The sequence below is a fragment of the Rhodococcus sp. UFZ-B548 genome (assembly GCF_903819475.1).
In the GTDB taxonomy this organism is placed as follows: Bacteria; Actinomycetota; Actinomycetes; order Mycobacteriales; family Mycobacteriaceae; genus Rhodococcus_F; species Rhodococcus_F erythropolis.
In genome coordinates this window covers 30,497-56,983 of the sequence record NZ_CAIJDS010000027.1, presented here as the reverse complement: position 1 = coordinate 56,983, position 26,487 = coordinate 30,497, and the positions used below count along the sequence as shown (strand labels likewise).

At 60.0% G+C, this 26,487-nt stretch carries 29 protein-coding genes; 9 read left to right on the top strand and 20 right to left on the bottom strand.

Annotation, left to right across the window (positions count from 1 at the left end):
* The first annotated feature begins 138 nt into the window (after positions 1–138).
* A complete protein-coding gene (locus tag H7C86_RS21840; protein ID WP_042923120.1) occupies positions 139–1,485 on the top strand; it encodes a T3SS (YopN, CesT) and YbjN peptide-binding chaperone 1 in 1,347 nt (448 codons plus the stop codon).
* A 20-nt stretch (positions 1,486–1,505) separates the two neighbouring features.
* On the opposite strand, the gene H7C86_RS21835 is transcribed toward H7C86_RS21840, so the two are convergent.
* From H7C86_RS21835 to H7C86_RS21825, 3 genes are all read right to left on the bottom strand, one after another.
* Positions 1,506–2,873, bottom strand: coding sequence for an acetamidase/formamidase family protein (locus tag H7C86_RS21835; RefSeq protein ID WP_182262221.1), 1,368 nt, complete (start codon positions 2,871–2,873; stop codon positions 1,506–1,508).
* 113 nt (positions 2,874–2,986) lie between these two features.
* The gene (locus H7C86_RS21830; protein ID WP_047889216.1) at positions 2,987–4,105 is read right to left on the bottom strand and encodes a class I SAM-dependent methyltransferase; all 1,119 of its coding nucleotides are present in this window, start codon (positions 4,103–4,105) and stop codon (positions 2,987–2,989) included.
* A gap of 129 nt (positions 4,106–4,234) precedes the next feature.
* Positions 4,235–5,350 carry a Glu/Leu/Phe/Val dehydrogenase gene (locus tag H7C86_RS21825; RefSeq protein WP_060938982.1) on the bottom strand — a complete coding sequence of 372 codons (1,116 nt, stop codon included), beginning with the start codon at positions 5,348–5,350 and terminating at the stop codon, positions 4,235–4,237.
* A gap of 219 nt (positions 5,351–5,569) precedes the next feature.
* Here H7C86_RS21825 and H7C86_RS21820 point away from each other — a divergent pair, with 219 nt between their 5' ends.
* Both H7C86_RS21820 and H7C86_RS21815 read left to right on the top strand, forming a co-directional pair.
* Positions 5,570–6,082, top strand: a complete 513-nt coding sequence (locus tag H7C86_RS21820) for an Lrp/AsnC family transcriptional regulator (protein WP_003941343.1) — start codon at positions 5,570–5,572, stop codon at positions 6,080–6,082.
* A 46-nt stretch (positions 6,083–6,128) separates the two neighbouring features.
* Positions 6,129–6,590, top strand: coding sequence for a 6,7-dimethyl-8-ribityllumazine synthase (locus tag H7C86_RS21815; protein ID WP_003941401.1), 462 nt, complete (start codon positions 6,129–6,131; stop codon positions 6,588–6,590).
* A 56-nt stretch (positions 6,591–6,646) separates the two neighbouring features.
* Here the strand turns inward: H7C86_RS21815 and H7C86_RS21810 are convergent, their stop codons facing one another.
* From H7C86_RS21810 to H7C86_RS21795, 4 genes are all read right to left on the bottom strand, one after another.
* Entirely contained in the window at positions 6,647–6,853 is a 207-nt protein-coding gene (locus H7C86_RS21810; protein WP_232329881.1) for a hypothetical protein, read from the bottom strand.
* Positions 6,854–7,013: 160 nt separating this feature from the next.
* Complete coding sequence (locus tag H7C86_RS21805; protein ID WP_259349268.1) at positions 7,014–7,541, bottom strand: DUF3558 domain-containing protein; 528 nt, start codon at positions 7,539–7,541, stop codon at positions 7,014–7,016.
* On the bottom strand, positions 7,538–7,852 hold the full coding sequence (locus H7C86_RS21800) for a hypothetical protein (protein WP_238077037.1): 315 nt from the start codon (positions 7,850–7,852) through the stop codon (positions 7,538–7,540). Before H7C86_RS21800 ends, H7C86_RS21805 begins: the two co-directional genes overlap by 4 nt.
* Before the next feature lie 99 nt (positions 7,853–7,951).
* The gene (locus H7C86_RS21795; RefSeq protein ID WP_259349270.1) at positions 7,952–8,437 is read right to left on the bottom strand and encodes a DUF3558 domain-containing protein; all 486 of its coding nucleotides are present in this window, start codon (positions 8,435–8,437) and stop codon (positions 7,952–7,954) included.
* A gap of 222 nt (positions 8,438–8,659) precedes the next feature.
* Between H7C86_RS21795 and H7C86_RS21790 the strand changes: the two genes are divergently transcribed.
* The 3 genes from H7C86_RS21790 (at position 8,660) to H7C86_RS21780 (ending at position 12,206) form a co-directional block, all read left to right on the top strand.
* Positions 8,660–10,336 (top strand): FAD-dependent oxidoreductase, encoded by a 1,677-nt coding sequence (locus H7C86_RS21790; RefSeq protein WP_019749255.1) that lies wholly within the window; start codon positions 8,660–8,662, stop codon positions 10,334–10,336.
* A gap of 9 nt (positions 10,337–10,345) precedes the next feature.
* Complete coding sequence (locus H7C86_RS21785) at positions 10,346–11,782, top strand: ATP-binding protein (RefSeq protein ID WP_003941311.1); 1,437 nt, start codon at positions 10,346–10,348, stop codon at positions 11,780–11,782.
* A 70-nt stretch (positions 11,783–11,852) separates the two neighbouring features.
* Positions 11,853–12,206 (top strand): UBP-type zinc finger domain-containing protein, encoded by a 354-nt coding sequence (locus H7C86_RS21780; RefSeq protein WP_020970111.1) that lies wholly within the window; start codon positions 11,853–11,855, stop codon positions 12,204–12,206.
* A 1-nt stretch (position 12,207) separates the two neighbouring features.
* Here the strand turns inward: H7C86_RS21780 and H7C86_RS21775 are convergent, their stop codons facing one another.
* Together H7C86_RS21775 and H7C86_RS21770 are read right to left on the bottom strand one after the other, a co-directional pair.
* Positions 12,208–12,537 (bottom strand): hypothetical protein, encoded by a 330-nt coding sequence (locus tag H7C86_RS21775; RefSeq protein WP_020970112.1) that lies wholly within the window; start codon positions 12,535–12,537, stop codon positions 12,208–12,210.
* 26 nt (positions 12,538–12,563) lie between these two features.
* On the bottom strand, positions 12,564–13,061 hold the full coding sequence (locus H7C86_RS21770; RefSeq protein ID WP_182262219.1) for a DUF3558 domain-containing protein: 498 nt from the start codon (positions 13,059–13,061) through the stop codon (positions 12,564–12,566).
* A gap of 175 nt (positions 13,062–13,236) precedes the next feature.
* Here H7C86_RS21770 and H7C86_RS21765 point away from each other — a divergent pair, with 175 nt between their 5' ends.
* The gene (locus tag H7C86_RS21765; protein ID WP_003941279.1) at positions 13,237–14,292 is read left to right on the top strand and encodes a 2,3-butanediol dehydrogenase; all 1,056 of its coding nucleotides are present in this window, start codon (positions 13,237–13,239) and stop codon (positions 14,290–14,292) included.
* On the opposite strand, the gene H7C86_RS21760 is transcribed toward H7C86_RS21765, so the two are convergent.
* The 3 genes from H7C86_RS21760 to H7C86_RS21750 all read right to left on the bottom strand — a co-directional run bounded on the left by H7C86_RS21760 (position 14,282) and on the right by H7C86_RS21750 (position 16,561).
* On the bottom strand, positions 14,282–14,605 hold the full coding sequence (locus H7C86_RS21760) for a ferredoxin family protein (RefSeq protein WP_007726052.1): 324 nt from the start codon (positions 14,603–14,605) through the stop codon (positions 14,282–14,284). The two genes, H7C86_RS21765 and H7C86_RS21760, sit on opposite strands and share 11 nt — an antisense overlap.
* The gene (locus tag H7C86_RS21755; protein ID WP_182262218.1) at positions 14,602–16,191 is read right to left on the bottom strand and encodes an FAD-dependent oxidoreductase; all 1,590 of its coding nucleotides are present in this window, start codon (positions 16,189–16,191) and stop codon (positions 14,602–14,604) included. Before H7C86_RS21755 ends, H7C86_RS21760 begins: the two co-directional genes overlap by 4 nt.
* Positions 16,192–16,315: 124 nt before the next feature.
* Positions 16,316–16,561, bottom strand: a complete 246-nt coding sequence (locus H7C86_RS21750; protein ID WP_020908376.1) for a hypothetical protein — start codon at positions 16,559–16,561, stop codon at positions 16,316–16,318.
* Between the two features lie 223 nt (positions 16,562–16,784).
* On the opposite strand from H7C86_RS21750, the gene H7C86_RS21745 reads away from it, so the two are divergent.
* A complete protein-coding gene (locus tag H7C86_RS21745; RefSeq protein WP_003941392.1) occupies positions 16,785–17,165 on the top strand; it encodes a helix-turn-helix domain-containing protein in 381 nt (126 codons plus the stop codon).
* Here the strand turns inward: H7C86_RS21745 and H7C86_RS21740 are convergent.
* From H7C86_RS21740 to H7C86_RS21725, 5 genes are all read right to left on the bottom strand, one after another.
* Positions 17,162–18,955, bottom strand: coding sequence for a long-chain fatty acid--CoA ligase (locus tag H7C86_RS21740; protein ID WP_182262217.1), 1,794 nt, complete (start codon positions 18,953–18,955; stop codon positions 17,162–17,164). The genes H7C86_RS21745 and H7C86_RS21740 overlap by 4 nt on opposite strands.
* Positions 18,952–19,395: a MarR family winged helix-turn-helix transcriptional regulator gene (locus tag H7C86_RS21735; RefSeq protein ID WP_020970117.1), complete on the bottom strand. Its 444-nt coding sequence runs from the start codon at positions 19,393–19,395 to the stop codon at positions 18,952–18,954. Before H7C86_RS21735 ends, H7C86_RS21740 begins: the two co-directional genes overlap by 4 nt.
* Positions 19,396–19,498: 103 nt before the next feature.
* Positions 19,499–19,630, bottom strand: coding sequence for a putative transporter small subunit (locus tag H7C86_RS36970; RefSeq protein ID WP_003941363.1), 132 nt, complete (start codon positions 19,628–19,630; stop codon positions 19,499–19,501).
* Positions 19,631–19,657: 27 nt separating this feature from the next.
* Complete coding sequence (locus H7C86_RS21730; RefSeq protein WP_182262229.1) at positions 19,658–21,310, bottom strand: sodium:solute symporter family protein; 1,653 nt, start codon at positions 21,308–21,310, stop codon at positions 19,658–19,660.
* Positions 21,311–21,698: 388 nt separating this feature from the next.
* Positions 21,699–22,955, bottom strand: coding sequence for a plasmid pRiA4b ORF-3 family protein (locus tag H7C86_RS21725; RefSeq protein ID WP_019749264.1), 1,257 nt, complete (start codon positions 22,953–22,955; stop codon positions 21,699–21,701).
* Positions 22,956–23,336: 381 nt separating this feature from the next.
* Here H7C86_RS21725 and H7C86_RS21720 point away from each other — a divergent pair, with 381 nt between their 5' ends.
* Positions 23,337–23,927 carry a T3SS (YopN, CesT) and YbjN peptide-binding chaperone 1 gene (locus H7C86_RS21720; protein ID WP_019749265.1) on the top strand — a complete coding sequence of 197 codons (591 nt, stop codon included), beginning with the start codon at positions 23,337–23,339 and terminating at the stop codon, positions 23,925–23,927.
* Between the two features lie 45 nt (positions 23,928–23,972).
* Here H7C86_RS21720 and H7C86_RS21715 read toward each other — a convergent pair whose 3' ends face one another.
* The 3 genes from H7C86_RS21715 to H7C86_RS21705 all read right to left on the bottom strand — a co-directional run bounded on the left by H7C86_RS21715 (position 23,973) and on the right by H7C86_RS21705 (position 26,485).
* Entirely contained in the window at positions 23,973–24,557 is a 585-nt protein-coding gene (locus tag H7C86_RS21715) for an HNH endonuclease (protein ID WP_259349267.1), read from the bottom strand.
* Positions 24,558–25,142: 585 nt separating this feature from the next.
* Positions 25,143–25,634 carry a hypothetical protein gene (locus H7C86_RS21710; RefSeq protein ID WP_029255760.1) on the bottom strand — a complete coding sequence of 164 codons (492 nt, stop codon included), beginning with the start codon at positions 25,632–25,634 and terminating at the stop codon, positions 25,143–25,145.
* On the bottom strand, positions 25,631–26,485 hold the full coding sequence (locus H7C86_RS21705) for a ParA family protein (protein WP_003940667.1): 855 nt from the start codon (positions 26,483–26,485) through the stop codon (positions 25,631–25,633). The genes H7C86_RS21710 and H7C86_RS21705 overlap by 4 nt, the downstream gene beginning before the upstream one ends.
* Positions 26,486–26,487: the final 2 nt, after the last annotated feature.

Sequence of the window (26,487 nt, the reverse complement as noted above, 5' to 3'; positions counted from 1 at the left end):
CCCGATCTACCTGCGACAACCTTCCTAGTCGTCACGGTTCGTGGCCCGCTGCAATCCGGTCGACCGGAAAAGGACAGCAGCATTGTCGGGACCTCGCGATACCGTATAGGTCTGAGCTTTTGCGGAAGGAGGTGGCTGATGAGCGCAATGGGCTTCGATCTCGATGTCAGTGTCGACCGGGCATGGGCAGAATTTCAACGTCGCCTCGGCGATCACATTTCCATCATGGTCGACGGCGACGTGCTTGCCGTGGAATCGTCCACCGGCGACTTCGATCCAGCTGACGGCGCAGCGCCATGTGTTCAGTTCCTCGTGTGGGACGAGAACACAGTCCGCTGCGAGGTTCCTTCCAACGACTTCCTTCATCCGCGCTATCGACTCGAAGATGCCGACGAACAAAAGTTGATCGCACTCGGCTGGAATCCGCCTTCCGAGAATCTCGAGGATCCGAACAACTCCCCAGCCTTCTGCGTCGACAAGGCGCAGAACTGGGCCGATCAGCTCGCAGCGATGACTGTCGCTGCGTTCCGTGATGTGTTCGGTGTGCAGCACCCGGCTTTTCTATCCAGCGATCTCACCGGCAACGAGCAGACTCCGGATTTCGATCCGTCGGTTGTCGAGTCGACAGAACTTCCGACACTCGACCCCACCGCGGCCTACATGCCCAACGACGTCGACCACCTCAAAGAGTTGGTCACTCTCGCTTTGCTTCCCATGCTCGGCACGCTTCCCGAGCGGGACAGCGACGGCGACATACCAATTCGGGTCGGTTCGACTGTCATGTTCGTCGGTCCGCTTTCCGAGTCCATGGACGTGCAGTTGTTCTCCCCACTCGTTCAGGACATCAGCAACCGCACTCGTGCAGCCGAGGTCATCGCCGATCTCAACCGCAAATGGTCGCGCATCAAGTTCGTCTTGATCGACGACCGTCTGTCGGTGTTCCTCGAGGTGGCGGGCTCACCATTCGTTCCCAAACAACTCACCGATACATGCGCAGCCTTGACGTCGTTCCTGCGTACCGTGGACGACGAGTTCGCCGCACGCGTCGGCGGAGACCTCTTCTTCGCGAACAAGAGCGGTGACTCCTCCTCGCTGCAGCCCGATCTGACGGCCGAGGACCTGCCTCCCGAACTCGAGACCCTGCTGCATCTCGATCTGGACGTGGCCGAGGATCTCGACGCGGTAGCCGATGTCTGCGGGCGCGATCGCGATCTGATTCTTCAGCTCCTCCACATCAGTAACGAATGGCAGATTCAGCTCCGCAGTCAGGCGGTGGACGCCCACAGTCGCGGGGACGCCGAAGAGGCTGCAGGATACGAGGATCAGGTCGGCGGGTGGGAACTCATGGTCGACCGTCTGCGCGGGGCTTTGCGACTGGTGGTCCTGCCCAATTCTCGAACCGAGACGCCGGCAAAGCCGCAACCTGAGCAGATGGGCCTGTTTGCCGATCCCTTGCAACAGAGTCTCTTCGACGATCCGTCCTGACACCACGGATCGCCTTCCCTCTATTCGAAGTGGGATTTGAAGATCTGTCCGTGGACGCCCACGGTTCGATCGACTACCTGCGAGACCGTGAAATCCGCTGCGGCAGAAAGATAGGCGTAGGCCGTCGCTCGATCCATTCCGCGATCATGCTCGAGGAAGTCGAGCGCGTTGACCACCGCGCGCCGCATGGCGCCGTTGAGGTCACTGTTCTGCCCATCGACCGAACCGTTGGGGTCGGACAGGCCGATCGGAATCCAGGCCTCCTCGGTCTCGGCGAACGGGTATCCGAAAGCCACCGATGGAGCGTCACCGGAATCCTTCTTGCACACGCTGAGTCGGAACGTGCCGCGCAGCGATCCTTCCATCGCCGTCAGCGCCGCCTCACCGTCGCCCATGGCCATGTGTGGGTCACCGACGTAGAAGAGGGCGCCTTCAGCGAATACCGGCAAATAGAAGGTTGATCCGACACCGAGATGCCTGATGTCGATGTTTCCGCCGCCCAGGGTCGGAGGAATGGAGTTCGACGACGGGGACGTCGGGTCGGCATCCGAGGAATAGGCAACTCCCATCATTCCCATGAAGGGCCGCAGGGGAAACCGCACCTTCGACTGTCCGAAAGGCATCACGCCCTTGCCGTCTTCGATCGCCGTGAAAGTGGAAACACCGCCGTACTTCAACGGGTCCTTGGTCGCGCGCCCGTCTGTGGCGACCGGCGGCATGACTTCGTCCAGAGTGATTCCCGCTGGAGCGGTTCCGTCTGCTGTGACGGCGAGAGCGCCCTTGCCATGTCTGCTCGACACAACGCCGTACGGCACGCGGGGAATGGCTTCGAGAGTCTCGATCTTGAGTACGTCTCCAGGCTGGGCGCCTTCGACGAAGACCGGGCCGGTGACGACGTGCGGTCCGTCCTTGTCGAAGTTTCGTTCGGTTCGGTTGTATTCGGCCGCAACGGCAATCGCATCTTCGAGCACGTCCTTCTCGGAAACGCCTTTGCTACCGAAGTATTCGAGAGGATTGCGCCCTTGATCCTCGAGAATTCCCTCGTGCGAGAGGGCGTCGATCGTGACGGTCTGGCCCGACTTCATCCGCATCACCTCGCGGGTGTGGATGTTGGGCACATAACCCCACATGACGTCCGACGGATCCGAACTCAGATAGTGATCGCCACTGACGTTTCCACTGCCCGGTTGCAGAATCGGAATGCCATCGGCGAACGGTAGTGCAGAGGAGGACGATCCAGCCGGTGACGCGTTCGAGTGCGCGCATCCCGAAGCCACACCGGCAACTCCTACGCCCGCACCGAGGGCAGCGACTGCCCTCATGAATCCGCGTCGGCCAAGACCTTTCGTCAGGTCCTCGGCTGCGTTGCGGGCAAGAGTGTTTTCCATCGAGATTCCTCCGGAGTGCGTGACGATGTGCGACTGCGAAGAAAGCTAGACCCGATTTGTTACTCGTTCATTACCATTTCATGGCAAGGAAATACCGCTGACTGAGAATGAATTCAGCGACGGCGAAGCCGCCAGAGCGAGGTCGTCTCTCGTGCCCGGGCAGCGTGAAGCGCATCGGTTCGGTCACTGACCTTTGCGTGCGTCGGTTTGACGTCGATGCGATCGACAACAGTGAGCCCACCGGCCGCAATCAGGTCGTGTAGTTCGGATCGCGTTCGGAGACCGAGGTGTTCGGCAATGTCCGAGAGGATCAGCCACGCTTCTCCCCCATCGTCCAGATGCGCTGCGACACCAGTCAGGAAGCCCTTCAGCATCGCTCCAGCAGGGTCGTAGACGGCGTATTCGATGGGCGAGGTGGCCTTGGCCGGAATCCAGGGAGGATTGCAGACCACCAACGGAGCGGTGCCTTCGGGAAAGAGGTCTGCTTCCACCACATTCACCTGATCGCCGTAGCCAAGCCGCGACAGGTTGGTGCGCGCGCATTGCAATGCCCGGGGGTCCTGGTCGGTGGCCGTCACTGTCTGAACTCCACGCCGCGCCAGGACGGCAGCAAGAACGCCGGTACCTGTTCCGATATCGAAAGCAGATTCCGTCGACGGTAGCGGAGCAGACGCGACAAGATCGACATACTCCCCGCGGACGGGTGAGAACACTCCGAAGGCGGGATGCACTCGTGCGTCGAGAGCCTCGATGAAAACACCTTTGCGGTGCCACTCGTGAGCGCCGATCGCGCCGAGGATGTCACGCAACGAGCGGACCGAAGGCTCACCGGTAATCCCGAAGGCTTCGGTCAACGCTACTTGCGCGTCCGGGGCTCGCCGGAGTGGAATCGACAGATCCGCATCCAAGGGAATGAGCAGCATGCCGAGGATCTGCGCGCGGCGTCCTTGGGTCTGCCGGTGGAGATGGAAGGCTTTGGCTGGGTCGTCGGACGCTCGGCGCGGCTTGCGGTCGATGCGCGACGCGACGGCCTTGGTCAGTTGGCGAGCGTTCTGAAAATCTCCGCGCCACAACAACGCCGTGCCTTCGCAAGCCAAGCGATAGGCGTCGTCGGCCTTCATCGTGTCGTCGGCGACGACAATGCGCTTGGGCACCGGGGCGTTGCTCGTCGAACCCCAACGGGCCGATTGCTCGGCGTCGTTCTCGGTCCACACTGCGAATTGTTCAGTCATGTAAGCCCTTCCGGCGTCCGACGCATAGCGGCCGGTCTACCGGCTGATGTGGTCCAGATCTGCAAAATCTGCTCGTCTGGTGTCCACACTAGTCGGGACCGGCCGCACTACATGACTGCGAGAGGGATGTCAGCCCTTGGCGACGCGAGCCGCCTCGGCGATCCGAGCCTCGGCGACCGCGTCAGCAGCCTCGCCGGCGAGGATCCCGTCGTTCTTCGACTTCGCGAAGATCTCGGTGACCGTGTCGAAGATCTTCTCGACCTTGAGCTTGACCTCTTCGGCCGAGTTGCCCTTCAGCTCGCCGGCAACCTGGATGAGGCCGCCGCCGTTGGCGACGTAGTCGGGGGTCCAGGTGATGCCGCGGTCGCGGAGGATGTTCTCGACCTCGGGCACGGTGAGCTGGTTGTTGGCAGCGCCGCAGACAACCTCGGCCTTGATCGAGCGTGCGGTCGTGTCGGTGAGGGTTGCGCCCATCGCACACGGTGCGTAGACGTCGAGATCGGCGTCGATGATGCTGTCGACGATGCTCACCTGCGGGAAGTCAGCCTTGACGCGGTCGAGTGCTCCGGCGTTGACGTCGGTCGCCAACACGGTTGCGCCGTCTGCGAGGAGAAGCTTGATGAGTTCGTAGCCGACCTTGCCTGTGCCCTCGACACCAACAGTCTTGCCTGCGAGCGACGGAGTGCCCCAATGCGACTGTGCCGCGGCGCGCATCGACTGGAATACGCCGAGGGCCGTCATCGGAGCGCTGTCGCCGGAACCGCCGACTGTAGCGTTGCGGCCGACGACGAAGTCGGTGTTACGACCGATGATGTCAAGATCGTTGGAGTTGGTTCCGACATCACCAGCGGTGATGTAGCGGCCGCCGAGGGTCTGGACGAATTTTGCGTAGGCGCCGAGCAATTCGTCGGTCTTGGCCGTTGCGGGGTCGCCGATGATGACTGCCTTGCCGCCGCCGAGGTCCACGCCGGCAACCGCAGCCTTGTAGGTCATTCCGCGCGAGAGACGCAAAACGTCTGTGACTGCGGCGGATTCGTCGGAGTACGGGTAGAAGCGCGTTCCGCCGAGCGCGGGGCCGAGCGTCGTGGAGTGGATGGCGACGATGGCCTTGAGGCCGCTCGCGGGATCCTGGAAGAAGCTCACCTGCTCGTGGGGGTAATCGCGCAGGTAGTCGGCGCGATCGAACACGCCCGCAGTGTCGTCATGGGAAACAACAGAGTTCACGGGCTCGGCGGTGAGAGTCATTGTGGGATAGACCTTTCCGAAGGATAAACGGGGTGCAGTCGAAACATTGGGACGAAATGGCCGTTGGGTACTATTGGGGACAAATAACCCAAAGAGAATCCCGCTGAGCAATTCGTGGAACCAATGCTCTGCCTGAGCTACGATTTGGTCAATGCAAATCTCTTGAACTAGTCAATTCGATCATCCAGTGACCCATATCACTGAGGAGAGGTTCACAAAGTGCTCAGCATCGACAAGCTCGACGTCCAGTTGCTCGGACTGCTCAGCAAGGACTCGAGGATGAGTGTGGCCGAGTTGGCCAACTCGTTGGGCGTCGCCCGCAACACCGTCCAGTCGCGAATGAAGCGCATGGAATCCAACGGACTTCTCACCGGGTTTCGGCCGAATCTCAATCTCCCCGAGGTCGGTATCCCAATTCAGGCATTTGTCGGTCTGGAACTCGAGCAGGGCAAGATCAGCGCAGTCGCTCGGAGTCTGACCGAGTTGCCCGAGGTGATCGAAATTCACGCCACAACCGGTCGCGAGGATTTGCTCGTTCGCGTCGCCACCTCGACGCACGCGGCGCTGCAGAAGTTGGCCGAGCAGATCGTGTCACTTCCAGGCGTCACGCATTCGACCACGACCATCGCTCTGACCAATCCCCTTCCGTATCGAATTCAGCCTCTCCTCGAGCACCTCACCAATGACGCCGGATGGGGTCGCTCGACCGCCTTCCCCCGTCAGCAGGACTAGGACGGGTGGTCGCGTCGATGCTTCCAAGTGCGCTAGTTTCATGGTTATGAGTGAGATCCAGGGACAGCGCATCGCGTTCATTCAGGCGACGTGGCATCGCAACATCGTCGACCGTGCACGCGACGGATTCACCGACGCGATCGTCGAGCTCGGCTACCCCAAGGACACGGTTGATTTCTTCGAGGTACCGGGAGCTTTCGAAATCCCGCTGCATGCTCGACGCTTGGCCAAGACCGGCCGCTACCAGGCGATCGTCGCCGCAGGTCTGGTCGTCGACGGCGGAATCTATCGGCATGACTTCGTGGCGACGGCTGTCATCGACGGTCTGATGCGCGTGCAGCTCGACACCGACGTTCCGGTCTTCTCGGTGGTCTTGACGCCGCATCACTTCCACGAGCACGCCGAGCACGTCGACTACTTCAGCACGCATTTCGTGAAGAAGGGCGCCGAGGCTGCTCGCGCGGTCGACGCCACCGTCAAGTCGTTGAAGGCCCTGCCCACCAGCTAGTCGTTACCCAAGTCTCGCTGAGTCGAATGCCATCGGCTCAGCGAGATTTTTTGTGTCTATCGAGGGGTGTCGACGCTTGCCAGTGCGGAGGCATTCGAGCCCTCGACTTCGCCGTAGCGGTCGACGCATTGCTGGAAGAAGTCCCGCATCTCGGTGACCACCTGGATGTGGCTGGTCAACGACTTCTCCAACGAATCTTCACCATCCTTAGCTTTCTTGGAGAACTTCTCGGCCAGGTTGATTCCAGATTGGAGCGTTCCCATTCCAGAAACATTCGCAATCACGAACAGATTTCTGCGCATTTGATCGAGTTCGCCAAGAAACCCTTCGCATGCCGCAACCACATCACGTGCGATGTCTGGCTCAACTTCCAGTCGCGAGTCGTCAGACCCATTGCTTCGATCAGACCCACTCACCGAGACCTCATTTCGGTAGCGTCGGTTCAAGATTGACCGACAGACGCTGCACAACAACACAACTGGACTCTTGCCGAGCCTCAGACAGCTTTCGTTCTACGTTGAACCAGATTGAGCCGTGTTCGACCGAGAAAGCAAGGTAGCAACCATTGTTGTCCCCGTCGTCGACGCGCTGATACTCGATACCACGCCGCCCACCGACATTAAGTTCCTCGAACCCTCGGAAATCAGGATTCCGTCGAACATCGTCGACGGTGTACGACGATGAATACACGGTCAAGAAATACCAGGACCCGCTCCACCCACAGATCTTCCATCCTGGCTGCTCCACGCCCGCCGCACCAGCTTCCTCGGTAGCCGGATCAAGCCCCACTTCTTCCAGAACTGAGTCCGGAATTTCCTTGCATGGATCGAACAAACCCTCTTGACCCGACGCAGGCTGCGGCGACCCTTGTACCGACGCGCCACACCCGGCTGCCAGTGCGCCCGCGAACAGAACGGCCACCACACTGCGGGCCTTCATCCGAAAGCTCACGAGCCTGGAAGGTCCTGTCCTGCAAGCATGACTGCGTTGGAAGCATCGACACCGCTGTAGCTGTCCAGACACTTCTGAAAGAAGTCCCGCATCTCGGTGACCACCTGGATGTGGCTGTTCAACGACTTCTCCAACGAATCCTCACCGCCGACGGCCTTCTTGGAGAATTTCGCGGCGAGGTCGATTCCAGATTGGAGCGTCCCCATCCCTTTAGCGTCCTTCACAACTTCTACGCTTCGAAGCGCTGCCGCCAGTTCATCGAGCAGCGCCTTGCAAGCCGAAGCCATCCTTGCAGCCGTGTCGAAATCCAAGGCGAAATGATCAGAACTCAGTCCAGTCATCGTTCCCATCCGGTCCACTCCGGGGCGAGTGCTCGCTCGCCCAAAATCAACATTGGTGCAAATCCAGCGCTATCTAGGCAAGGCGCCCAACAATGTGCGTGCGTACTCAGACGCGAGACCACACGTCGAGCCTTCCTGCTCTGCAATACCTTTCGTGTCGACCACGATCCAGATTGAACCCTGTTTCGCTTCCAACGCGATATAACACTTGTCGATTCTGACGTCTGAAGCTCGGTGGTACTGAACGCCACGACGCTCGTTCAAAGAGATCTCTTCAAAGCCGGTGTAGTCGGGGTTCTTCTTGGCATCGTCCACGGTGAAGCGGTTCGAGTAAATAATCAGGTAGTACCACGGTTCTGTCCACGAACAGATCTTCCAGCCGGGTTGTTCGACGCCCTCGATGTCAACTTCCTCGGTAGCCGGATCAAGCCCCACTTCTTCCAACACCGAGTCCGGGATATCCTTGCATGGATCGAACAAACCCTCTTGGCCGGATGCAGGCTCAGCCGCCCCCTCCACGACTGAGCTGCATCCTGCCGCAGCCCACACCAACATCCCAGCCATGAGCAGTCGCCCAACCCCCACCGACCCCCGCATGGCACCCCCTGTTGATGTGGACCCACTCTATTGGATGCATCGGAGGCTCGATCGGTTCCCGCAATCTTGAAATTCCCAGGTCACGATCGCTGGTTCACTCAGAGCGCATCTCCAGCGATTGACGCTCAGCTCAGCAGTCGCATACTGGAGAGGTTGACTACAACTTCGGGAAGGCACCGAGTGAGCGCACCGAAAGCCCCGGCCAAACCAGCGATCCTCAGCGTCGACGACGATCCTGGTGTTTCGCGTGCCGTCGTTCGAGACCTCCGCAAGCGGTACGGCGAGAAGTACCGAATCATTCGTGCGGAGTCCGGCGACCAGGCTCTCGAAACCTTGCGCGAAATGAAACTTCGCGGCGATGCAGTCGCTGTGATCGTCGCCGATTACCGCATGCCCGGTTTGAGTGGAATCGAGTTCCTCGAACAGGCAATGGACCTGTATCCCGTAGCTCGGCGCGTTCTCCTCACCGCGTACGCCGATACTGATGCTGCGATCGACGCCATCAACGTAGTCGACCTCGACCACTACCTCCTCAAGCCTTGGGATCCGCCGGAAGAGAAGCTGTACCCCGTCATCGATGCGCTGCTTGATGCCTGGGCAAGCTCGAGTCATCACCCCGCCGAGGAAACCAAGGTGATCGGCCATCGTTGGTCCGAGCGATCATCCGACGTCCGAGAGTTCTTGGCACGCAACCAACTTGCCTATCGCTGGTACATGTCGGACGAGCCGGAAGGCCAACGACTGCTCTCGGCTGCCGGTACCGACGAACTGCGGCTTCCCGTCGTCATCGCATCCAATGGGGATGTCCTCGTCGAGCCCACTGACGCCGAACTCGCCGACAAACTCGGGTTGAGTACCACCCTCTCCGAAGACTTTTACGATCTCGTTGTCATCGGCGGCGGCCCTGCGGGTCTGGGCGCTGCTCTGTACGGCGCTTCGGAGGGGCTTCGGACGGTTCTCATCGAACGGCGAGCGACAGGCGGTCAGGCCGGCCAGAGTTCGCGGATCGAGAACTACCTCGGCTTCCCCGACGGAGTCTCCGGCGCACAGTTGGCCGATCGGGCGAGGCGCCAGGCAACCAAGTTCGGCGCCGAAGTCATCACCGCTCGCGACGTCACCGGTTTGGAAATCAACGGCTCGGCCCGCACAGTGCGTTTCGACGACGGTTCGTCGGTCGACGCTCATTCGGTCATCTTGGCGACCGGTGTTTCCTATCGCCAGCTTTCGGCGCCGGGACTCGATACATACACCGGCCGAGGGGTTTACTACGGATCGGCCGTCACCGAAGCCGCACGGTGCAGCGAGCAGGATGTGTACATAGTCGGCGGCGCCAATTCGGCAGGCCAAGCTGCGGTCTATCTCTCCCGCGGAGCTAGGTCCGTCACCATTCTCATTCGCGGCAACTCGCTCGAAGCCTCGATGTCCTACTACCTGATTCAGCAGATCGAAAAGAATCCGAAGATCACCGTGCGCACGTGCACGGAGGTAGTCGGCGCTGAGGGTGACGATCACCTCGAACGAATCACACTGCGTAACAGAGCCACCGGAGAAGAAGACACTGTCGATGCTCAGTGGTTGTTCATCTTCATCGGTGCCGCTCCACTGACCGACTGGCTCGGAGACGTGGTGGTCCGCGACGGAAATGGCTTCGTTCTTGCCGGCCCGGACCTTCCGTCCGAAGGCGTCACACCGGACGGGTGGCCGCTCGACCGCGCACCACATCATCTCGAAACCAGTGTCCCCGGAGTGTTTGTCGCCGGGGACGTACACGCCGAATCGGCCAAGCGCGTCGCGTCGGCCGTCGGAGAGGGCGCGATGGCCGTGATGTTCGTCCACCGCTATCTCGCTCAACAATAGGGAGATTCGATGTCCATTCCTGAATGCAGCCCAGACTTGCTTCGCACCCTGTTCCTGTTCGAGAAGCTCACCGACGATCAGCTCGAATCACTGTGCCAGGCAGGCCATATCACCGAGATCGATCGAGGTCAGGTCTACCTCGAAGGTGAGCCTGCCACCTGCTTCTACGTCCTCATCGAGGGCGAGGTGGTGCTGTCCAAGCTGTCGGGCGGCGAAGACATCGAGATCAACAGGACCACCCAGCGCGGCGTCTACTCGGGAGGCTGGACGGCGTATCTCGGCGATCGTGTACCGCAGGTCTACGCGGGGTCGATGCGAGTGACGACTCCTTCGACGTTTTTCGTCCTGGACGCCGACAAGTTCGGCAACGCGATGCGCGAGTGGTTTCCAATGGCGGTTCATCTACTCGAAGGTGTTTTCTTCGGCAAGAAGAACACTCAGCAGATCATCGATCAGCGAGAGCGACTCCTTGCACTCGGATCACTTTCGGCCGGGTTGACTCACGAGCTCAATAACCCTGCAGCCGCAGCGGTTCGAGCGACCGCGTCTTTGCGCGAGCGTGTCGCAGGTATGCGTCACAAACTGGGAATGGTTGCATCGGGCACCTACGACCGCGATGCCCTCGTGACGCTCATGCGGCTTCAAGAGGAAGTTGCAGAGGTTGTCGCCAAGGCGCCGACGCTCACTCCCCTCGAAGCCTCGGATCGAGAGGATTCGTTGGGTGAATGGTTCGAGGATCATTCGATTCGAGAGGGTTGGGATCTGGCTCCGACCTTCGTGCAGGCTGGTCTCGACACCGCTTGGCTCGAGAATGTTGCTGCAGCCGTTGACGAGTCCGTACTCGAAGGCGCAATTCGCTGGCTGAATTACACCATCGAATCCGAACTCCTGATGAACGAGATCGCCGACTCCACAACGAGGATTTCGACTCTCGTCGGTGCGGCTAAACAGTATTCTCAGATGGACCGCGCGCCCTTCCAGACCATCGATGTCCACGAACTACTTGACAGCACGTTGATCATGTTGGGGCAAAAGATCGGAAGCGGAATCGAAGTGGTCAAGGAATACGACCTCGCGCTGCCACCGATCGACGCCTACGCCGCCGAACTCAATCAGGTGTGGACCAACCTGATCGACAATGCGGTGTCTGCCATGGACGGATCGGGAACACTCACCGTTCGGACAAGCCGCGATGGCGACCGCGTGTGCATCGAGATCTGCGACACCGGCGCCGGGATTCCCGATGACGTCATCGACAGGATCTTCGAACCGTTCTTCACCACCAAGCCGGTCGGCGAGGGAACCGGTCTCGGCCTTGATATTTCGTGGCGAATTGTGGTCGGCAAGCATCGTGGTGAGCTGCGGGTCACGTCTGAGCCCGGTAACACCCGGTTCAGAGTTTTGTTGCCAATCGCGGGCCCACCGCGGGATACGCGCGACGACTAGTCGCCCTTGCACGGCCGGTAGGCAAAGCGCACGATGAAATGACCGACTTCAGTCAGCGAGAGGGTGGACCATGACCGACGGACTTCCAGCGGGGATCGATCCGAGCGTGCCGCCCAGTGGCGCGGGATGCGTCGAATGCGATGCGAGCAGCGGTTGGTGGGTGCACCTGCGTCGATGCGCGCAATGCGGTCACGTGGGGTGTTGTGACTCCTCACCGTCACAGCACGCGAGCAAGCATGCGGCCTCGACGAAGCATCCGTTCATGCAGAGCTACGAACCCGGTGAGGATTGGTTCTGGAGCTTCGAAACCAACGAGGCGTACGACGGACCTGAATTGGCGGCGCCCACTTCACATCCCGTAGATCAGCCGACGCCGGGACCTAAGGGTCGTGTCCCAGCCGATTGGCAGCAACACATCCACTGACTCAGTTCGGTTGGTCGATCGACCTCAAAGTCGAGACGTTCGACGACTCCTGATCCAATGCGTTGTCGATGCAGGCTTGAAACTGAGCCTGCATTGCCTCCACGACCGCGATATGACTCGCCAACACATCGACCAGCGCATCGGGACCACCGACAGCCTTCTGCGCGAACTTGTCCCGCAACGCCTGCGCCGAACCCAGAGTCCCGAAGCCGTCAACTGTTCCCAATCGCTGAGCGGGAACGGAGAGGTTGCGCAACTCAGCAAGCCAGTCGCCGCAATAATCGCGCAGTAGTTCCGCAGTTTTCGGATCGAGTGAAAACATCTCAACCATTGCCGCCATCCCTCTCAACGCAAGTATCACTTTGGTAAGTACGCCAGCAGGGCGATCGCCTGGCGGGTCGCCAATGCACAGACTTCCTCCTGGTGTCGCTCGCCCAGAAATGCGTCCACTCTTACGAACACCGCACCCTGAACAACTGGAATCGCGACCATGCACAGATTTTTTTGGACGTCGGTGACCTCGCGAAAGGTGACAGCGCCGGGAGCAACCATTGGAGCATCACGGATGTCAGTGTCCTTGGGATTTCGACGAACGTCGTCAAGCGTGTGAAATGTCGACCAAACGCCCAGCGCGTACCAGTCGGATTCCCAGCTACAGATTTCGAACTCCGCTTGACGTACGCCGAGCACTCCATTGTCCTCCGTCCCGACATCAACGCCAAGACTCGAGACAACATCGTCCGGGATCGCCGAACATGGATCGAAGAGTCCATCAGCTCCATCTGGGCGAACCGCATGCCCCTCGACCGTCGAGGAACAACCCCCAACCAACAGCGTGGCCGCGACCAAGACCACTGCACACCTCACTCCCACAGCACTCCCCCCATTCGCGGCCCGCTCACAGTATTGGACGCTCCCCAGCACCGATCGGTTCCACCCCATTGCATTCCGTTGCAACCCTTCACCCACGCCGATAATCGGCCTAACGTCGATCTACCAGGGGATTCACAACGAAGTGAGGTGCGGATCAATGAAGGCAGCACGGTTCCACGGGCAGAAAGACATCCGGATCGAAGAGATCCCTGAGCCCGAATTGCGGCCAGGAACAGTCAAGCTGAAGGTCGCATGGTGCGGAATCTGCGGCACCGATCTCCACGAGTACCTCGAGGGACCGATCTTCATCTCCGCACCCGGACACCCGCATCCACTCTCACACGAGAATGCGCCGGTCACGATGGGCCACGAGTTCTCCGGCACCGTCGAAGAGGTCGGCGAAGGTGTCACGGACGTCGAGGTCGGCGAAAATGTTGTCGTCGAGCCGTACTTCGTCTGCAACGAGTGCGCCCCGTGCAAGGCGGGCAACTACCACCTGTGTACGAAGATGGGGTTCATCGGCTTGGCTGGCGGAGGTGGCGGGCTCAGCGAGAAGGTCGTCGTCGACCGTCGCTGGATCCACAAGATCGGCAACATCCCGCTCGACGAGGCAGCTCTCATCGAACCGTTGAGCGTCGCCCATCACGCCGTCGTACGCAGTGGAGCCGAAAGCGGCAACGTCGCCATCGTGGGCGGAGCCGGACCGATCGGACTCCTCGTTGCGGCAGTCCTCAAGGGTCTGGGTGTCACGACGATCGTCACCGAACTCAGCGAAGCCCGCAAAGCCAAGGCCCTCTCCAGTGGAGTCGCCGACTACGTCATCGATCCCACCACCGAAGACGTCAAAGCGCGCGTCCTCGAACTCAGCGGAGGCATCGGCGCAGACATCGGTTTCGAGTGCGCAGGCGTCAACGCAGTACTCGACACCATGCTCGACACGGTCAGGCCTGCTGGAGTTGTTGTCAACGTGTCGATTTGGGGCAAGCCCGCGACCATCGACATGCAGAAGCTGGTCCTCAAGGAGATCGATCTACGCGGAACCATCGCGTACGTCCGTGACCATGAAGCGGTCATCAAGATGGTCCAGGACGGTGTCGTCGATCTGGCGCCATTCATCACCGGTCGTATTCAGCTCGAAGAGTTGATCTCCGAAGGATTCACCACTCTGATCGAGCACAACGACACTGCGGTCAAGATTCTCGTCAGGTCGTGACCGGACGGGGCACCTCGGGACCCACCGCGGTCAGCGACCCTGGTGCCCGCCCCTTGCCCCATCCGATCTTCTCTCGGTAGCGGCCGATGTGATCGTCCTCGATCACATCGGCCGTTTCCAACGGTGTGGATTGCGGATGCACATACAGCGCATCCGTCGGGCAATAGGCCTCACACATAAAGCAGGTCTGGCAATCCGATTGGCGCGCAATCACCGGGACGCCCGAGGGCGTCCGGTCGAAAACATCTGTGGGACAGACGTCTACGCACTTGTCGCAGCCGATGCAGTCAGGCGCAGAAACCAGCTCGATCATGACGCCACCAGTGCAGACCCGGCAGATTCAGAAGTTCGGGTCCACACCGCATCCAAACCGCCGGTAAGAACGTGATGGTGCTGCGTCACATCGAGTTCGGGATAATCGTCACGCTTGCTCATTCCCCGAGTCTCGGTCCGCGCCAACGTCGAGTGGTACATCCAGCGACCGACGGCCGTGATCGCGGCAGCCTGCCGCGCCGCCATCCGACCTGCTGGATCCGCGCCCAGATCCGCACTCACTGCACCCCACAGCGATTCGAGCTCAGCGAGCGCTGCGGATACCCGATCACCGCTGCGGAGGTAGTTCTTGTCGAAGGGAATCAGCTGCGCCTGAGCAGCTTTCACCACATAGTCGGCAGTAAACCCGGTTCGTGCCGGATTACGCAATGCGACGGTTCCGGCTCCGCGTAGACCACTGGTAGACCCACGTCCGACCGACAGCGCATAGCGCGCAGCACCGGTTCCCGCCCACGAACCAGAAGACATCGCCCACGCGGCGTTGTGACTTCCCCCGCCGGTAAACCCTCCGCAGATTCGCTCTCGGGTCGCAGCGTCCCCGGCGGCAAACAGTCCTGGAACGGATGACGCGCAATCGTCATCGACGACGTTGATTCCCCCAGTGCCGCGCACCGTGCCTTCAGCGAGCATGCCGACCTCGAATTTGTCGGTGAAGGGATCGATTCCGCGGCGATCGAATTGCAGGAAGAAGTTGGGTTGCCCCAGCCTCATTCGACGCTGCACCTCAGCGTCGGCCCGATCGATCTGCGCGAAGACCGGCTCGTTCCGCAACGTGCTGGCGATGACGGACCTCCCCTTCGCCGAACCGGCACCTTCGAGCACGCTTCCGTCTGCGTGGAAGAACGTCGCGTACGCGTAGTAGGCAGTTTTGGTGATCGTCGATCCGGCCGCTGCGATTCCGTACGCGTTGGAGAACTCCATGCCGGAGAACTCGGCTCCGACTTCGGCTGCCATCAATGCACCGTCACCGGTATCGACGTTGGTGCCCAAAGCACCGGAGAGGAACGCACAACCTCCGCTGGCGACCACTACCGCGCCTGCCGACACTCGGTAGTCCTGGTGTTCGTGGCGTTGGTAGCCCGCAGCTCCGCGAACTCGCCCGGCGTCGTCCACCAACAACTCCAGCGCCGGCGAATGGTCGAGGATTCGCACCCCGGCTCGACGAATCCAGGTGCGCATCCGCCGCATGTACTCAGGCCCCTGCAAGCCGGTGCGTATCTGCTTGCCCGTGCTGGTGTCGACGGGGAAGGGATATCTGCCCTCCACCGCGAGGTGATCCATGTTGGAGTAGGTCTGCTCGAGGACGCGGTCCATCCAGTGGTGGTCGGCCAGATATCCGCCGAGCGCCTCGCGTCCGGCCTTTGCCCGCTCACGGGCAGTCGTATCCGGTTCGACGTACCAAACACCCGTTCCGGAAGGGGCCGTCGCGCCGCTCGTTCCGCAGTAGCCCTTGTCGACCAGGACGACGTCTGCACCGGCCTTTGCCGCACGCAACGCCGCCCACGCTCCGGCGGGGCCACCACCGATCACCAATACATCGGTGGAGAGTTCGAGGACGTCCGTCACTGGCCAGCTCCTGTCAGAGGTCTACGCAACACTTCTGTTGCCGCAATATTCCTCGAACGAACTACCCAGCGCCACAGTCAGAATCACTGTGAACTCAACCAGTCACCGCCGCATCGGCAGAGCGCTACGACGCTTCCCTCTCCTCATCGGTGCACAACGCGGAGTACTTGGCGAAGGCTTCCTGCAAGGTCAGCGATTTGCGTCGCTCGGCGATGTCGCGGGGCTTTCCCTGTGCAACACATCGACGAGCATGCTCGATCACAGCTTCACGAATGACGCTGGAAATGTCCGCGCCCGTGAGCTCTTGGAGGGTCTCTAGGGCCCTCAGTTCCTCTACGTCGAATCTCACCGTTACCGATCGTCTAGCCACGCTCAGGATGTTACTTGCGGGTACACCAAATTTGGCGAGTTACATATGCGTCGAGTCCAATATCTTTGGGCGCCAAAACCTTCGAATTCCGATCTACGTGGGTAAATAGTTTTCCACTCACGGCACTCATGTAATGCAACGCACACGGCGCTAGCCAGCGTGCCGACGGACACTGTCGCTGTCTATGCTTGCGAAACACTGCCTTCGATCGGAGATATACCGCGTGAGCATCGACCACATCGTTTCCGCAGTCGACGGCGACGCTGCCGAGCGAATCAAAACGGCCCTGGCCGAGAGAGCCGCAACCTCGACGGACACGACCACGCTGGTGTTCGACGGCGTGAGCATCGAGATTCCGCCATCGGTCGGCGACGCCGTCGTGCAGCTCCTGACCTACCTCGCTGCCGGGGACAGCGTCGCCCTCGGGCCAGTTGCAGAACTCCTCACCACCTCGCAGGCAGCAGAGATCCTCGGCGTTTCGGACACGTATGTGCGCAAACTCGCCGACGCCGGGAAACTCCCGATCGAACTACGCGGCACCCACCGCAGGTTCCGCCTCGATGACGTGATGGCTTACCGCGAGCAGTTCCCCAAACGCGCCTAGCTCTTCGCGTACATTCCTTCGATCTCCTTCGAGAACCGATCGACGACGACATTGCGCTTGATCTTGAGCGTCGCTGTCATCTCACCGTCTTCCTCGGTCAGATCGCGATCGAGAATTACGAACTTCTTGATCGACTCCGCATGCGAGACAGCGGCATTGGCGTCGTCGATGGCCTTCTGCAGCTCCGCTCGAAGGTCCTTGTCATCACGTAGTTCGGCGACGGTGGCGCCGGAAGGCTTGCCGTTCTCCGCCTTCCACTTCTCGAACACCTCGGGGTCGACGGTCAGCAGCGCCGTGATGTAGGTCTTCCCGTCGCCGACGACAACTGCCTGCGAGACGATGGAATGCGAACGGATACGGTCTTCCATCGGGCCCGGCGAGACGTTCTTGCCACCCGCCGTCACCAGAAGATCCTTCTTGCGTCCGGTGATGGAAAGGTAACCGTCGCTGTCGAGTTCACCGAGATCCCCGGTTCGCATCCAGCCGTTGACGAATGTCTCTTCGGTGGCCTTGTCGTTCTTCCAGTAACCCTTGAAGACAACCCCGCCGTTGAGTTCGATCTCGCCATCCTCGGCGATGCGTACCCCGTTGCCGCCCATCGGCTGTCCGACGGTTCCGATCTTCTGAGCACCCGGCACGTTGACGCAGTGCGCCGCAGTGGTTTCGGTGAGGCCATAGCCTTCGTAGATCGGAACTCCGAGCCCACGGAAGAAGTGCCCCAGTTCAGGAGTGAGGGCGCCGCCGCCGGAGATCGCGAACCAGCACTCGCCGCCGAGAGCCTCACGAAGCTTCGAATACACGAGTTTGTCTGCCACTGCGTGCTTCGCCTTCAAGATCAGCGAGGGACCGCCCTTGTCGAGAGCTTGGCTGTACTCCTTGGCGGTAGCTTCTGCGAAAGCGAAGATCGCGCCGGGGACCTTCCCACCGGACTCCGCCTTGCGTGCTGCGCCGTCACGAACTTTTTCGAAGACACGCGGAACACCGAGGATGGTGTTGGGCTTGTAGCGCTCGAATTGGGTTGTAATGGTGGCAAAGTCGGACCAGTGGGCCTGCGACGCACCAGCTTCGAACGTCGCGAGGGACACCGCGCGGGCCAGTACGTGAGCGAGCGGCAGGAAGGTCAGGACTCGGTTTCCCGGAACCGCCACCTTGCCGATCGATGCCGTGAGAATCCCGCGCACCTCGGACAGGAAGTTGCGATGTGTGAGGATGCATCCCTTGGGACGGCCTGTGGTGCCGGAGGTGTAGACGAGTGACGCCAGATCGTCGGCTTTGATGCCCGCGAGTCGCTTCTTCAACTCGGTGTCGTCAACGTCGGCGCCCTGTGCGGTCAGCTTTTCGACTGCTCCGTCGTCGATCTGCATGACGGCCTTGAGAGTGCTCGGCGCGTCCTGGAACAGCTGCTCGTGCGCGCCGGTTTCGACGATCGCGATGACGGCCTCGGAGTCTTCGAGGATCCAGCTGACCTGCCCCTGAGACGACGAGTCGTAGATCGGAACGGTAGCCGCGCCGGCGGCCCAGATGGCGAAGTCGAAGAGCGTCCACTCGTATCGGGTCGCGGAGAGGAGTGCGACGCGGTCGCCTGCCTGCACCCCGGCTGCAATGAGACCGTTTGCGACGCCGGTGACCTGCTCGGCGAACTCCTTGGCTGTGACGTCTACCCAACCCTCTCCCTTGGGGCGGGAGAACACCGTCAGATCTGGCGTGCGCTCGGCGTGAGTGAAGACGGTGTGCACCACAGACTCATTGTCGGAGATGGTGAACTGGGCTTTGGCGCTGTACTCACTCACAGGGTGTCATCTCCGTTGGTCTGCGATTCGATGCTGATTCTGAAGCGGTGGAGTGCGCGGGCGAAGTCTGCGACCTCGGACTCGGTCCAATCGTGCAGCCTGCCGGCGACTTGGTCGAGCCGACGCGCGTCGGCGGCGTCGAGGTATTTGCGGCCAGCCGCCGTGAGATGCAGCGGATTGCCCTGACGAACGGATCCCGGATCGGCATACACCCAGCCAGCCTCGATGCACCCGCGCACTTGGCGCGAGATGGTCGAACGATTGACGCCGAAGACTTCGGAGATCTCCGTGGCCTTGCAGCCGTCGTTGCGGCCGATGAAGGAGAGGAAGGAATGCTGCGCGATCGACGGGTGGTCATCGGAATGCCGATCCCCCGTCATCAGCTGCCGCGTCAGGTGCACCAGCTCGTCATGAACGGCTGGTGGACCGGTGAGCGCCATTGCTCCGTCGTGTTGCACTGGGCAACTATAACGCTGCCCCTAGTCCCGATTGCAATATGACCGCCGCCACCGACAAGAAGTCCGTCGGTGGCGGCGTGAAAAGTTAGACCAGATCCTCACCGTTGCGGCGAGCAGTTGCCCAATCCTTGAAGAATCCCTTGCTGATGACTCCCAGCACGACCAAGACCAACGCCGGCCAGATCAGAACATAAATGGTCAGTAGGGCTGTACTCATTCGTATTCCTTCTACTTGTCTCGACGGTTACTTTCCGGACGCTCCGACAGCAGGAAGCTCGTCATCGTCGAAGTCTCCCGTCCGCTGCTTGATGAGTTCGAAATCGAACGTCTCACGCTGATTGACGGACATCGCAAAGCACACGACGGTACTGACGGCATAGGCCACCAAAGATCCGCTGAGCGTTGGGTAGTCGTGCAGGAAGCCGATTGCGAATGGTGCGGACAGCACGATCGCCAGGCCACCGACGATCTGCGCAACCTTCAGACCGAAGAATCCAAATACCATGAGCCCCAGCACCACTCCGATACCGACAACGGCAACGATGTCGGAGAGAATCCCGAACATCCCATCCATCGGCACCCAACTGAATCGGACGGGCAAGAAGGCAGCAAGAGCCACCAGCACCGACACAGTGAAGGCCTTGTTGGTGACCTTTCCCCAATAGAAGCTCGCGATAACCGGGAACACCAAAGCGCCCCACAGCGCGCCGACGAACACCAACAGGTCCAGAATGCTCAATTGCAGACTTGCCAAGGAGATAGCCGCCGCCGTGGCAACAATCATCGTTACTCGGCCGATGAGCAGCATCCGGCGAGGGTTCGCTTTAGCCTTGCCTGCGACGGCTTGGCCGTACACGTCGGTCATCACGATGGACGAGAGCGCAGCAAGGTCCGAGTCCGCCGTCGATGACAGCGCGCCGATGATCATGACAAAGAAGACAGCCAGCAAAATTCCGGGCAGGTACGACGCGGCCATCTGCGGAATCAGGTTGTTGACGTCACCATCCATCGGCTCGATTCCGAGGTATAGAGCGAGCACACCCAGCATTCCGACGCCGATGACCGTGGCGCCATATCCCACGGTTGCGGTGATGAAGGTGGGCTTGATCAGGTCTTCGCGGACCGCGAACAGACGTTGGGCAATGGTCTGGTTGCCGATTGCGTAGGCAAGAACTGCCGCGATGTACGGCGCCCCCTGTTCGAAGAAGGCAACGCTCGAGAAGAAGTTGCCCTGCTCAGCAGTAAGGTTGCTTGCCCCGGATTCGAAGGCTGCCGGGAACCCCGCCGCAAAGAAGATGAACGGCACCAAAACCGCTACCGCACCGAGCATTCCGATCAGCTGAACGAAGTCGGTCAACACCGAAGCACGGAAGCCCGACCACAGCGTGTACAGCAAAACGCCCAGCGCGACGATGAACACACCCTGGATGAAGTTGAACGGCGAAAGCAACGCGATCAGCAGACCACCAGCGAGGAAGTTCGACATCAAACTGATGAGACTACCGACGATATTGGAACCCGCGAGCATCAGCTGACTCGAGCGTCCGTGCCGCGCGTACATGACCTCGGCCAGCGTGTGGGCTTTCGGCGCTACTTTGCGAATTCGCTGGCCAAACGGATAAATGAAGAGAATCATCAACGCGCCCCATAAACCGTAGTGAATGGGGCCGGAGATTCCGTAGGTGTAGCCAGAAGTGGCGGATGCGTACATCGACGACGCCCAAATCCAGGTGGCCGTCATACTCGCGGCCGAAACACCAAATCCTAACTTGTTTCCGGCGGTCATAAAACCGTCGGCATTTTCCTGCTTCTTACCAATACGAAGAGAAATCAGAAAAGTTCCACCATAAAAAGAAATAAGCAGTGAAACAATTACCAAGGTACTGAACTGGACCATGTCGGACCCCGTCACATGCCACATCCTTCGCACATAATCGGCAGAACAAAGCACAAAACCCCTGTTCAGGATCTTTGCGCTTCGTTTCTGCACGCCCTAGGAGCGACCGCCATACCAACACCGGTCACATATTCAATTGACTAGCAACACGCACTTCGTCTTTTCGGAAACCCAACCTCCACAAAATAAATCTTCTGCGCAAGCTTTTGGCTCGACCACGCAATTTAACAACCGAGAATCGACCATAGCATGATGGCAATTTCGAACAAAAACTCCAATATTTTCCCACCCGAAAATATTCATGATTCCGCCGCAGAAAAATCATGCGCTTCCAGCGCATATAACAACTCCGCATCGATTGAAATCGATGCTCGATTCGATCGCTCAGCTACTTCGACAGGACCATCCTGGCAAACCGTCGACCCCACTCGGGATCGGCGGAAACATGCTGGTCCAGCGGATTGGAGACAATCGCCCCGATCATTCGCAAGTACACGAGCGTGTCTCGCACCATCCACGTCCAGTCGTCGTCTCCGAGTCGTGTTCCGTCTGTTGTCGACCAACCCAATGCCGTGAGGCCTTCGATCATCACTTCACTACGTTCGGACTGCGACAAGCCGGCAGCCAACGTAAGGAACAGAATTCGGCCGGCTTCCTGCGCCAACTCACCCTTTCCCAACGGCATGGCCGTCACGATGTGACGCCACAGCTCGCCTTCATACGCAAGAACTGACGCGCCGAGTCCAGTCAAAATCAATGTGCCTCGGAGTTTTCTGACCAATCGCAGTGTCTTTGCGACTTCAACGAGAACTGCCAATTGCGAGCCGCTCCCTGCCGTGACACCGATCCACTCACTGTCCCAATCGAGTTCGTCTCGGGCAGACGCAACAAGGTCGGGAGGCAGTGACCCGAACGCCGTCAAGACAATCCCACCACCTCGCGCGGAGTTCAGCAGCCACAGCAGTTGACGGGTTGCTCCTTCACGCATCACCTCGAAGTAGTTGTCGTATCCGCCACGAAGCTCCGCTTCGGCAACTGCGGCAAACAGTTTCGGCGCGGAATGAACAGACAAGCGGCGCAAGAACTTCTCGAACAGCGAGCTTCCCACAGGCGGTGACTTATGCAATGCCACTGCAATGGTGACTGCTGCATCGGACTCTGCGGGAACAAAACGTTCGGGATCGAACAGTCCATTACTCGCCTGCCCGTTCAGGAACTCGCGATACCCGATCGGACCGCCAGAATCCTCCGGCGGGCACGCCCTCGCACCGTCAAGACAAGATGGCTCAGAAATCGGCTGGTCTTCGACAATCTGCTCCAGAACCAACGTGTGACTCCACCTTGCGCGGGCGTTGTACTCATAACGGACGTACTCCCCGACCGCGGTAACTGCCTCGTCGATCCGGACTTCGTCCTCACCAAACTCGTCTTCCTGGTATCCGTCGCGCTCGATCACCTCTGGCGCGATATACCGATCTGGGCCATTGCCCGTTGAATGATGGACACTCACCCACTGATGAGCGTGTTGATCTCCCCATCCCATCACCGCCTGCACAATCGAATGAAGCTGGTCCAGTTCGATATTCGACGGAACCGAAAACCGTCTCCAAATAGGCGGCGTGATGCAATCGATTTCGATCCGCATGACAAAGTTCGCCGCCGCCGGCCGTCGAGGCTGATTCCGCATCTGCCTCGGCGTAAGGACCTTCATCTGGCTTTGCACCGCTTGATATGCAGGTACCAAACGCAGATGTGAAGCTCGCCGAACTCGCTGACCCGTCATGTATGGAGGCTAGATCTACCTACCGACAGCCGAGATACTCACTGCCACAAGGTTGCCCGATTTGTCGGGGCTTGCATGACGTCGCTGGTCGGCTGTCAAGTCCAGATCAGTGCGGACCTAGCCAGGCATCTTCAATCATCCACTGCGCGGACAATAGTGTGCGCCGATTACCGTAGACCTGACACCTACCGCACGAAAACCGTGCCCAGCGCCTGCTCGGACTGGCACAGAACATGAGGATCCATGAGCGACCACGACACGACCGCCGACCAGCCCCTCCACATCAACGGCGCAATTGCCTTGGTGACGGACGAGCGCGACGAGTTGGTTCGCCTGTGCGTCCAGACCCTCGCCGAACTACTGGGCAGTGAGCCTGCCACCGATGACGACGGCGACATCGTCGTGCCGGTTCACGGATTTGTCGTCTACGTGACAGTTGCGGATGACGGCCCCCAGATCAACGTCTGGTCTTCGGTTCTGACCGGCCTCGGCAATCCCTCGCACGCTGCAACCCGGTTGATCGAACTCGCGCAGGAATGGCCGCGCCTGCGCTTCGCTTTCAGCGGCGACCACCTGCTGGTCTCCACGATGCTCGACGCGGACCCCTTCGCCCCGCAGCATCTGCTGAACTTGATCGACGAGGTTCACGACTTCACTCACGAACTCGACGACGATTTTGCTGAATCCTTCGGCGGGTCCCTCGACTGCGACGCGGATGACGACAGTTACGCCGGCGACTGCAATCCCGGCGGTTGCGGAGGAGACTGCGACTGTGCGTGCGGCGCCAATACAGACGCCGCCGACGGCGATCTTGGTATTAGCCAAGTCAAATAGACTGGCCCTCTTCGATCAGTTCCGCAGAGCGCCCGCTGGCGTTTGTCACGAAGCGACATAGATCTGCGTGCGGTGCCAGTCCAGATAGACAACGTCCGGACGCTCCGCCTTGTCCGGCAAGATCAATCGATCTCTCAGAGGTGGCTTCCCGAGTGCGGCGCGAAGCGGGCTTTCGATCTCCATATCGCTCTCGACGCCGGGCGCGTAATGGAGGTTCAAGTCCTCGTCGACGGTGATGAGCCCCGTATCGAAGGCAATGTCATGTGTCGGACACGCGGTGAAGCCGTTGCGACGGTCAAGTCGCTCTTTGTCAGTGCTGTCTCGCCAGGGCTTGATATGGCTTGCAGTAAGGAGGCGCGGCCGGCGTCGGCCACCGATGTTCGCGCTAAGGCCACAGAACACGCAACGGTGCTCGTGATTGCTGAGTACGCCAGCGGCGAACCGATGCTGGCCGATCCGAACTCTGGAGGTCAGCAATCGCTGAGTGGTCGCGATGGGAATATCGTTACGCTCGCTAGACCACTTTTCGAGCGACTGCTCCAAGGATCTCTCGATCTCACTTTGGACTAACTCTTCTTGTCCCGCCAACCACAGCGTTTCGCCGTTTTCCAATTCGAGGAAGTCTGGCAACGCATGTTCGTCAATTCCGCGGGAACGCGCCGATCGCAGAATTCGAAGGTATACGTCCTGCATCAACACGCTGTCCGAAAGCATCAACGACGCGACTTCGACCTCATGTCGCCCGCCATGACTACGTGTTCCATCCAGGTTCGCCATCTTTGCGATAAAGCTCGTGGGCCGACGCTTGAACAAACTCGCAAAATGCTGGACCGGCATTCCCGCACGATGTGCAGAAGAGCTACCGAACCGGCGATGGTCAACCAACAGCGATGCACAGAGCGACAACACGACCTCGCTCGGAACGAACGGCACCTGTCGGCTTCCCTTCGGTACCTCCTCGCGTGCGAGTACCGATTTCCATTGCGCCGCCAGCGCGGCGGGCGACGGATCAAGAAACTCGGAGATTACCGAAGGTGCCACTTTGCGCCTTCCTGGTAAGTGTCCAACCCGCAAGTTCACACACTAGCCGGCGCCGCGCGGAATCGTTCGAAGCCACTCGTGGGGGATCGCCATCCACCGATGAAGGATTCCGGCGAACGCGTGTGCCAATCTGGCGGCCCCAAGGACCACAACGGCGCACTGGGCCGCAGGCCCCTACCGGAACGCACTCCCCTTCGAGGTCAGTGCCTTCACGCGCTCGACAGTCCAGATCGCAAGCACATCCACCTTGCGCTTGCGACCCGTCTCCTTGTGCGTGTCGATCTCCTGCTCCGCGATGATGTCCTTGATACCGTCCGCATCGAGAGCTGAAAGACGCTCCAGCAGAACCGCTTCCCCGTCCGCCTTGAAGACCTCGAACGGGTCGAAAGCCCCCGGCTCCCGTTTCACCTTCGGGGCAGCAGCACGACGACGCGGCGCCGGCACAGCAGCAGGCAACGCAACCGTCGCTCCATCCGATGGAACCGCAAAAGCCTCTTCGATTGCCTTCGCAAAACGCGGAGTGCGGGCGGCTTCCTCCGCCACGACCTGAACGAGCTTGGCCAGCAACACCGATGCTGAGGCGTTGGTTGCTCCCAGTTTCAGGAGCGCTGCACCGGTTTCCTGCACCTGCACCCGACGACGCGCTTCATCGATACCCGCACTCATAGCTTCGCCTGCGCTTCCGTGAGAATGTTCTGCGTGATCGCACGCATCTGATCGAACTGACCTGCGTTGCCGTACTTCACCTTCAAAGTGCTGTACGGGTGAAACTCCGCCGACGCGGCAATCTGATTCGACTCCGCGAGATACTCCGGCAGGACGTGAGGAACGTTGGGATCGCGTCGAAGATTTCGCACAGTCGTGCGGTGCACCGCCGAGTTGGACTTGTACTTGGTGATCACCAACCCGAGTTCGAAGAGTTCACGGCCGAGTTCTTTGCCGAACTTCGCGATGTGCGTCTGGATCTGCGGAATGCCGTACGTGGAGAGCACATCCGGGATCGTAGGGATCACGTAGCCGTCTGCCATTGCCAATCCGTTGAGTGTGATCGGCCCGAGATTCGGCGGGCAATCGATCAGGACGTAGTCGTAGTACGGCATCACCGGTGCGACGGCATCCCTCAACAATTCAACCGGCTTGGTGGAGTTCCGATCAGCAACCCGAAGGGCACTGATCTCCTCCTGCAGCTCGATCAAATCGAGAGATGAGGGAAGCAGATCCACACCCGTCACTCGCTTGACCGGCGAGACTCCGCGCTGAATCGAGGCTTCGAGATCGAAGTTCGACGTGCCATCGACGGCGTCACGGAAAATGGTTGCGCTGGTCAGCCCTTGCTTGTTGAGTTCGAGCCAGTGATCCTCACTGATCATCATCGTCGTCAGATTGATCTGCGCGTCGAGGTCGATCAACAGCACGCGCTGACCGAATTCGAGCGACATGAACTCGGCCAACCCCGCGGTGATCGTCGTCTTACCGACGCCGCCCTTGAGGTTGATCGTCGCAATCGTCTTAGCCATCA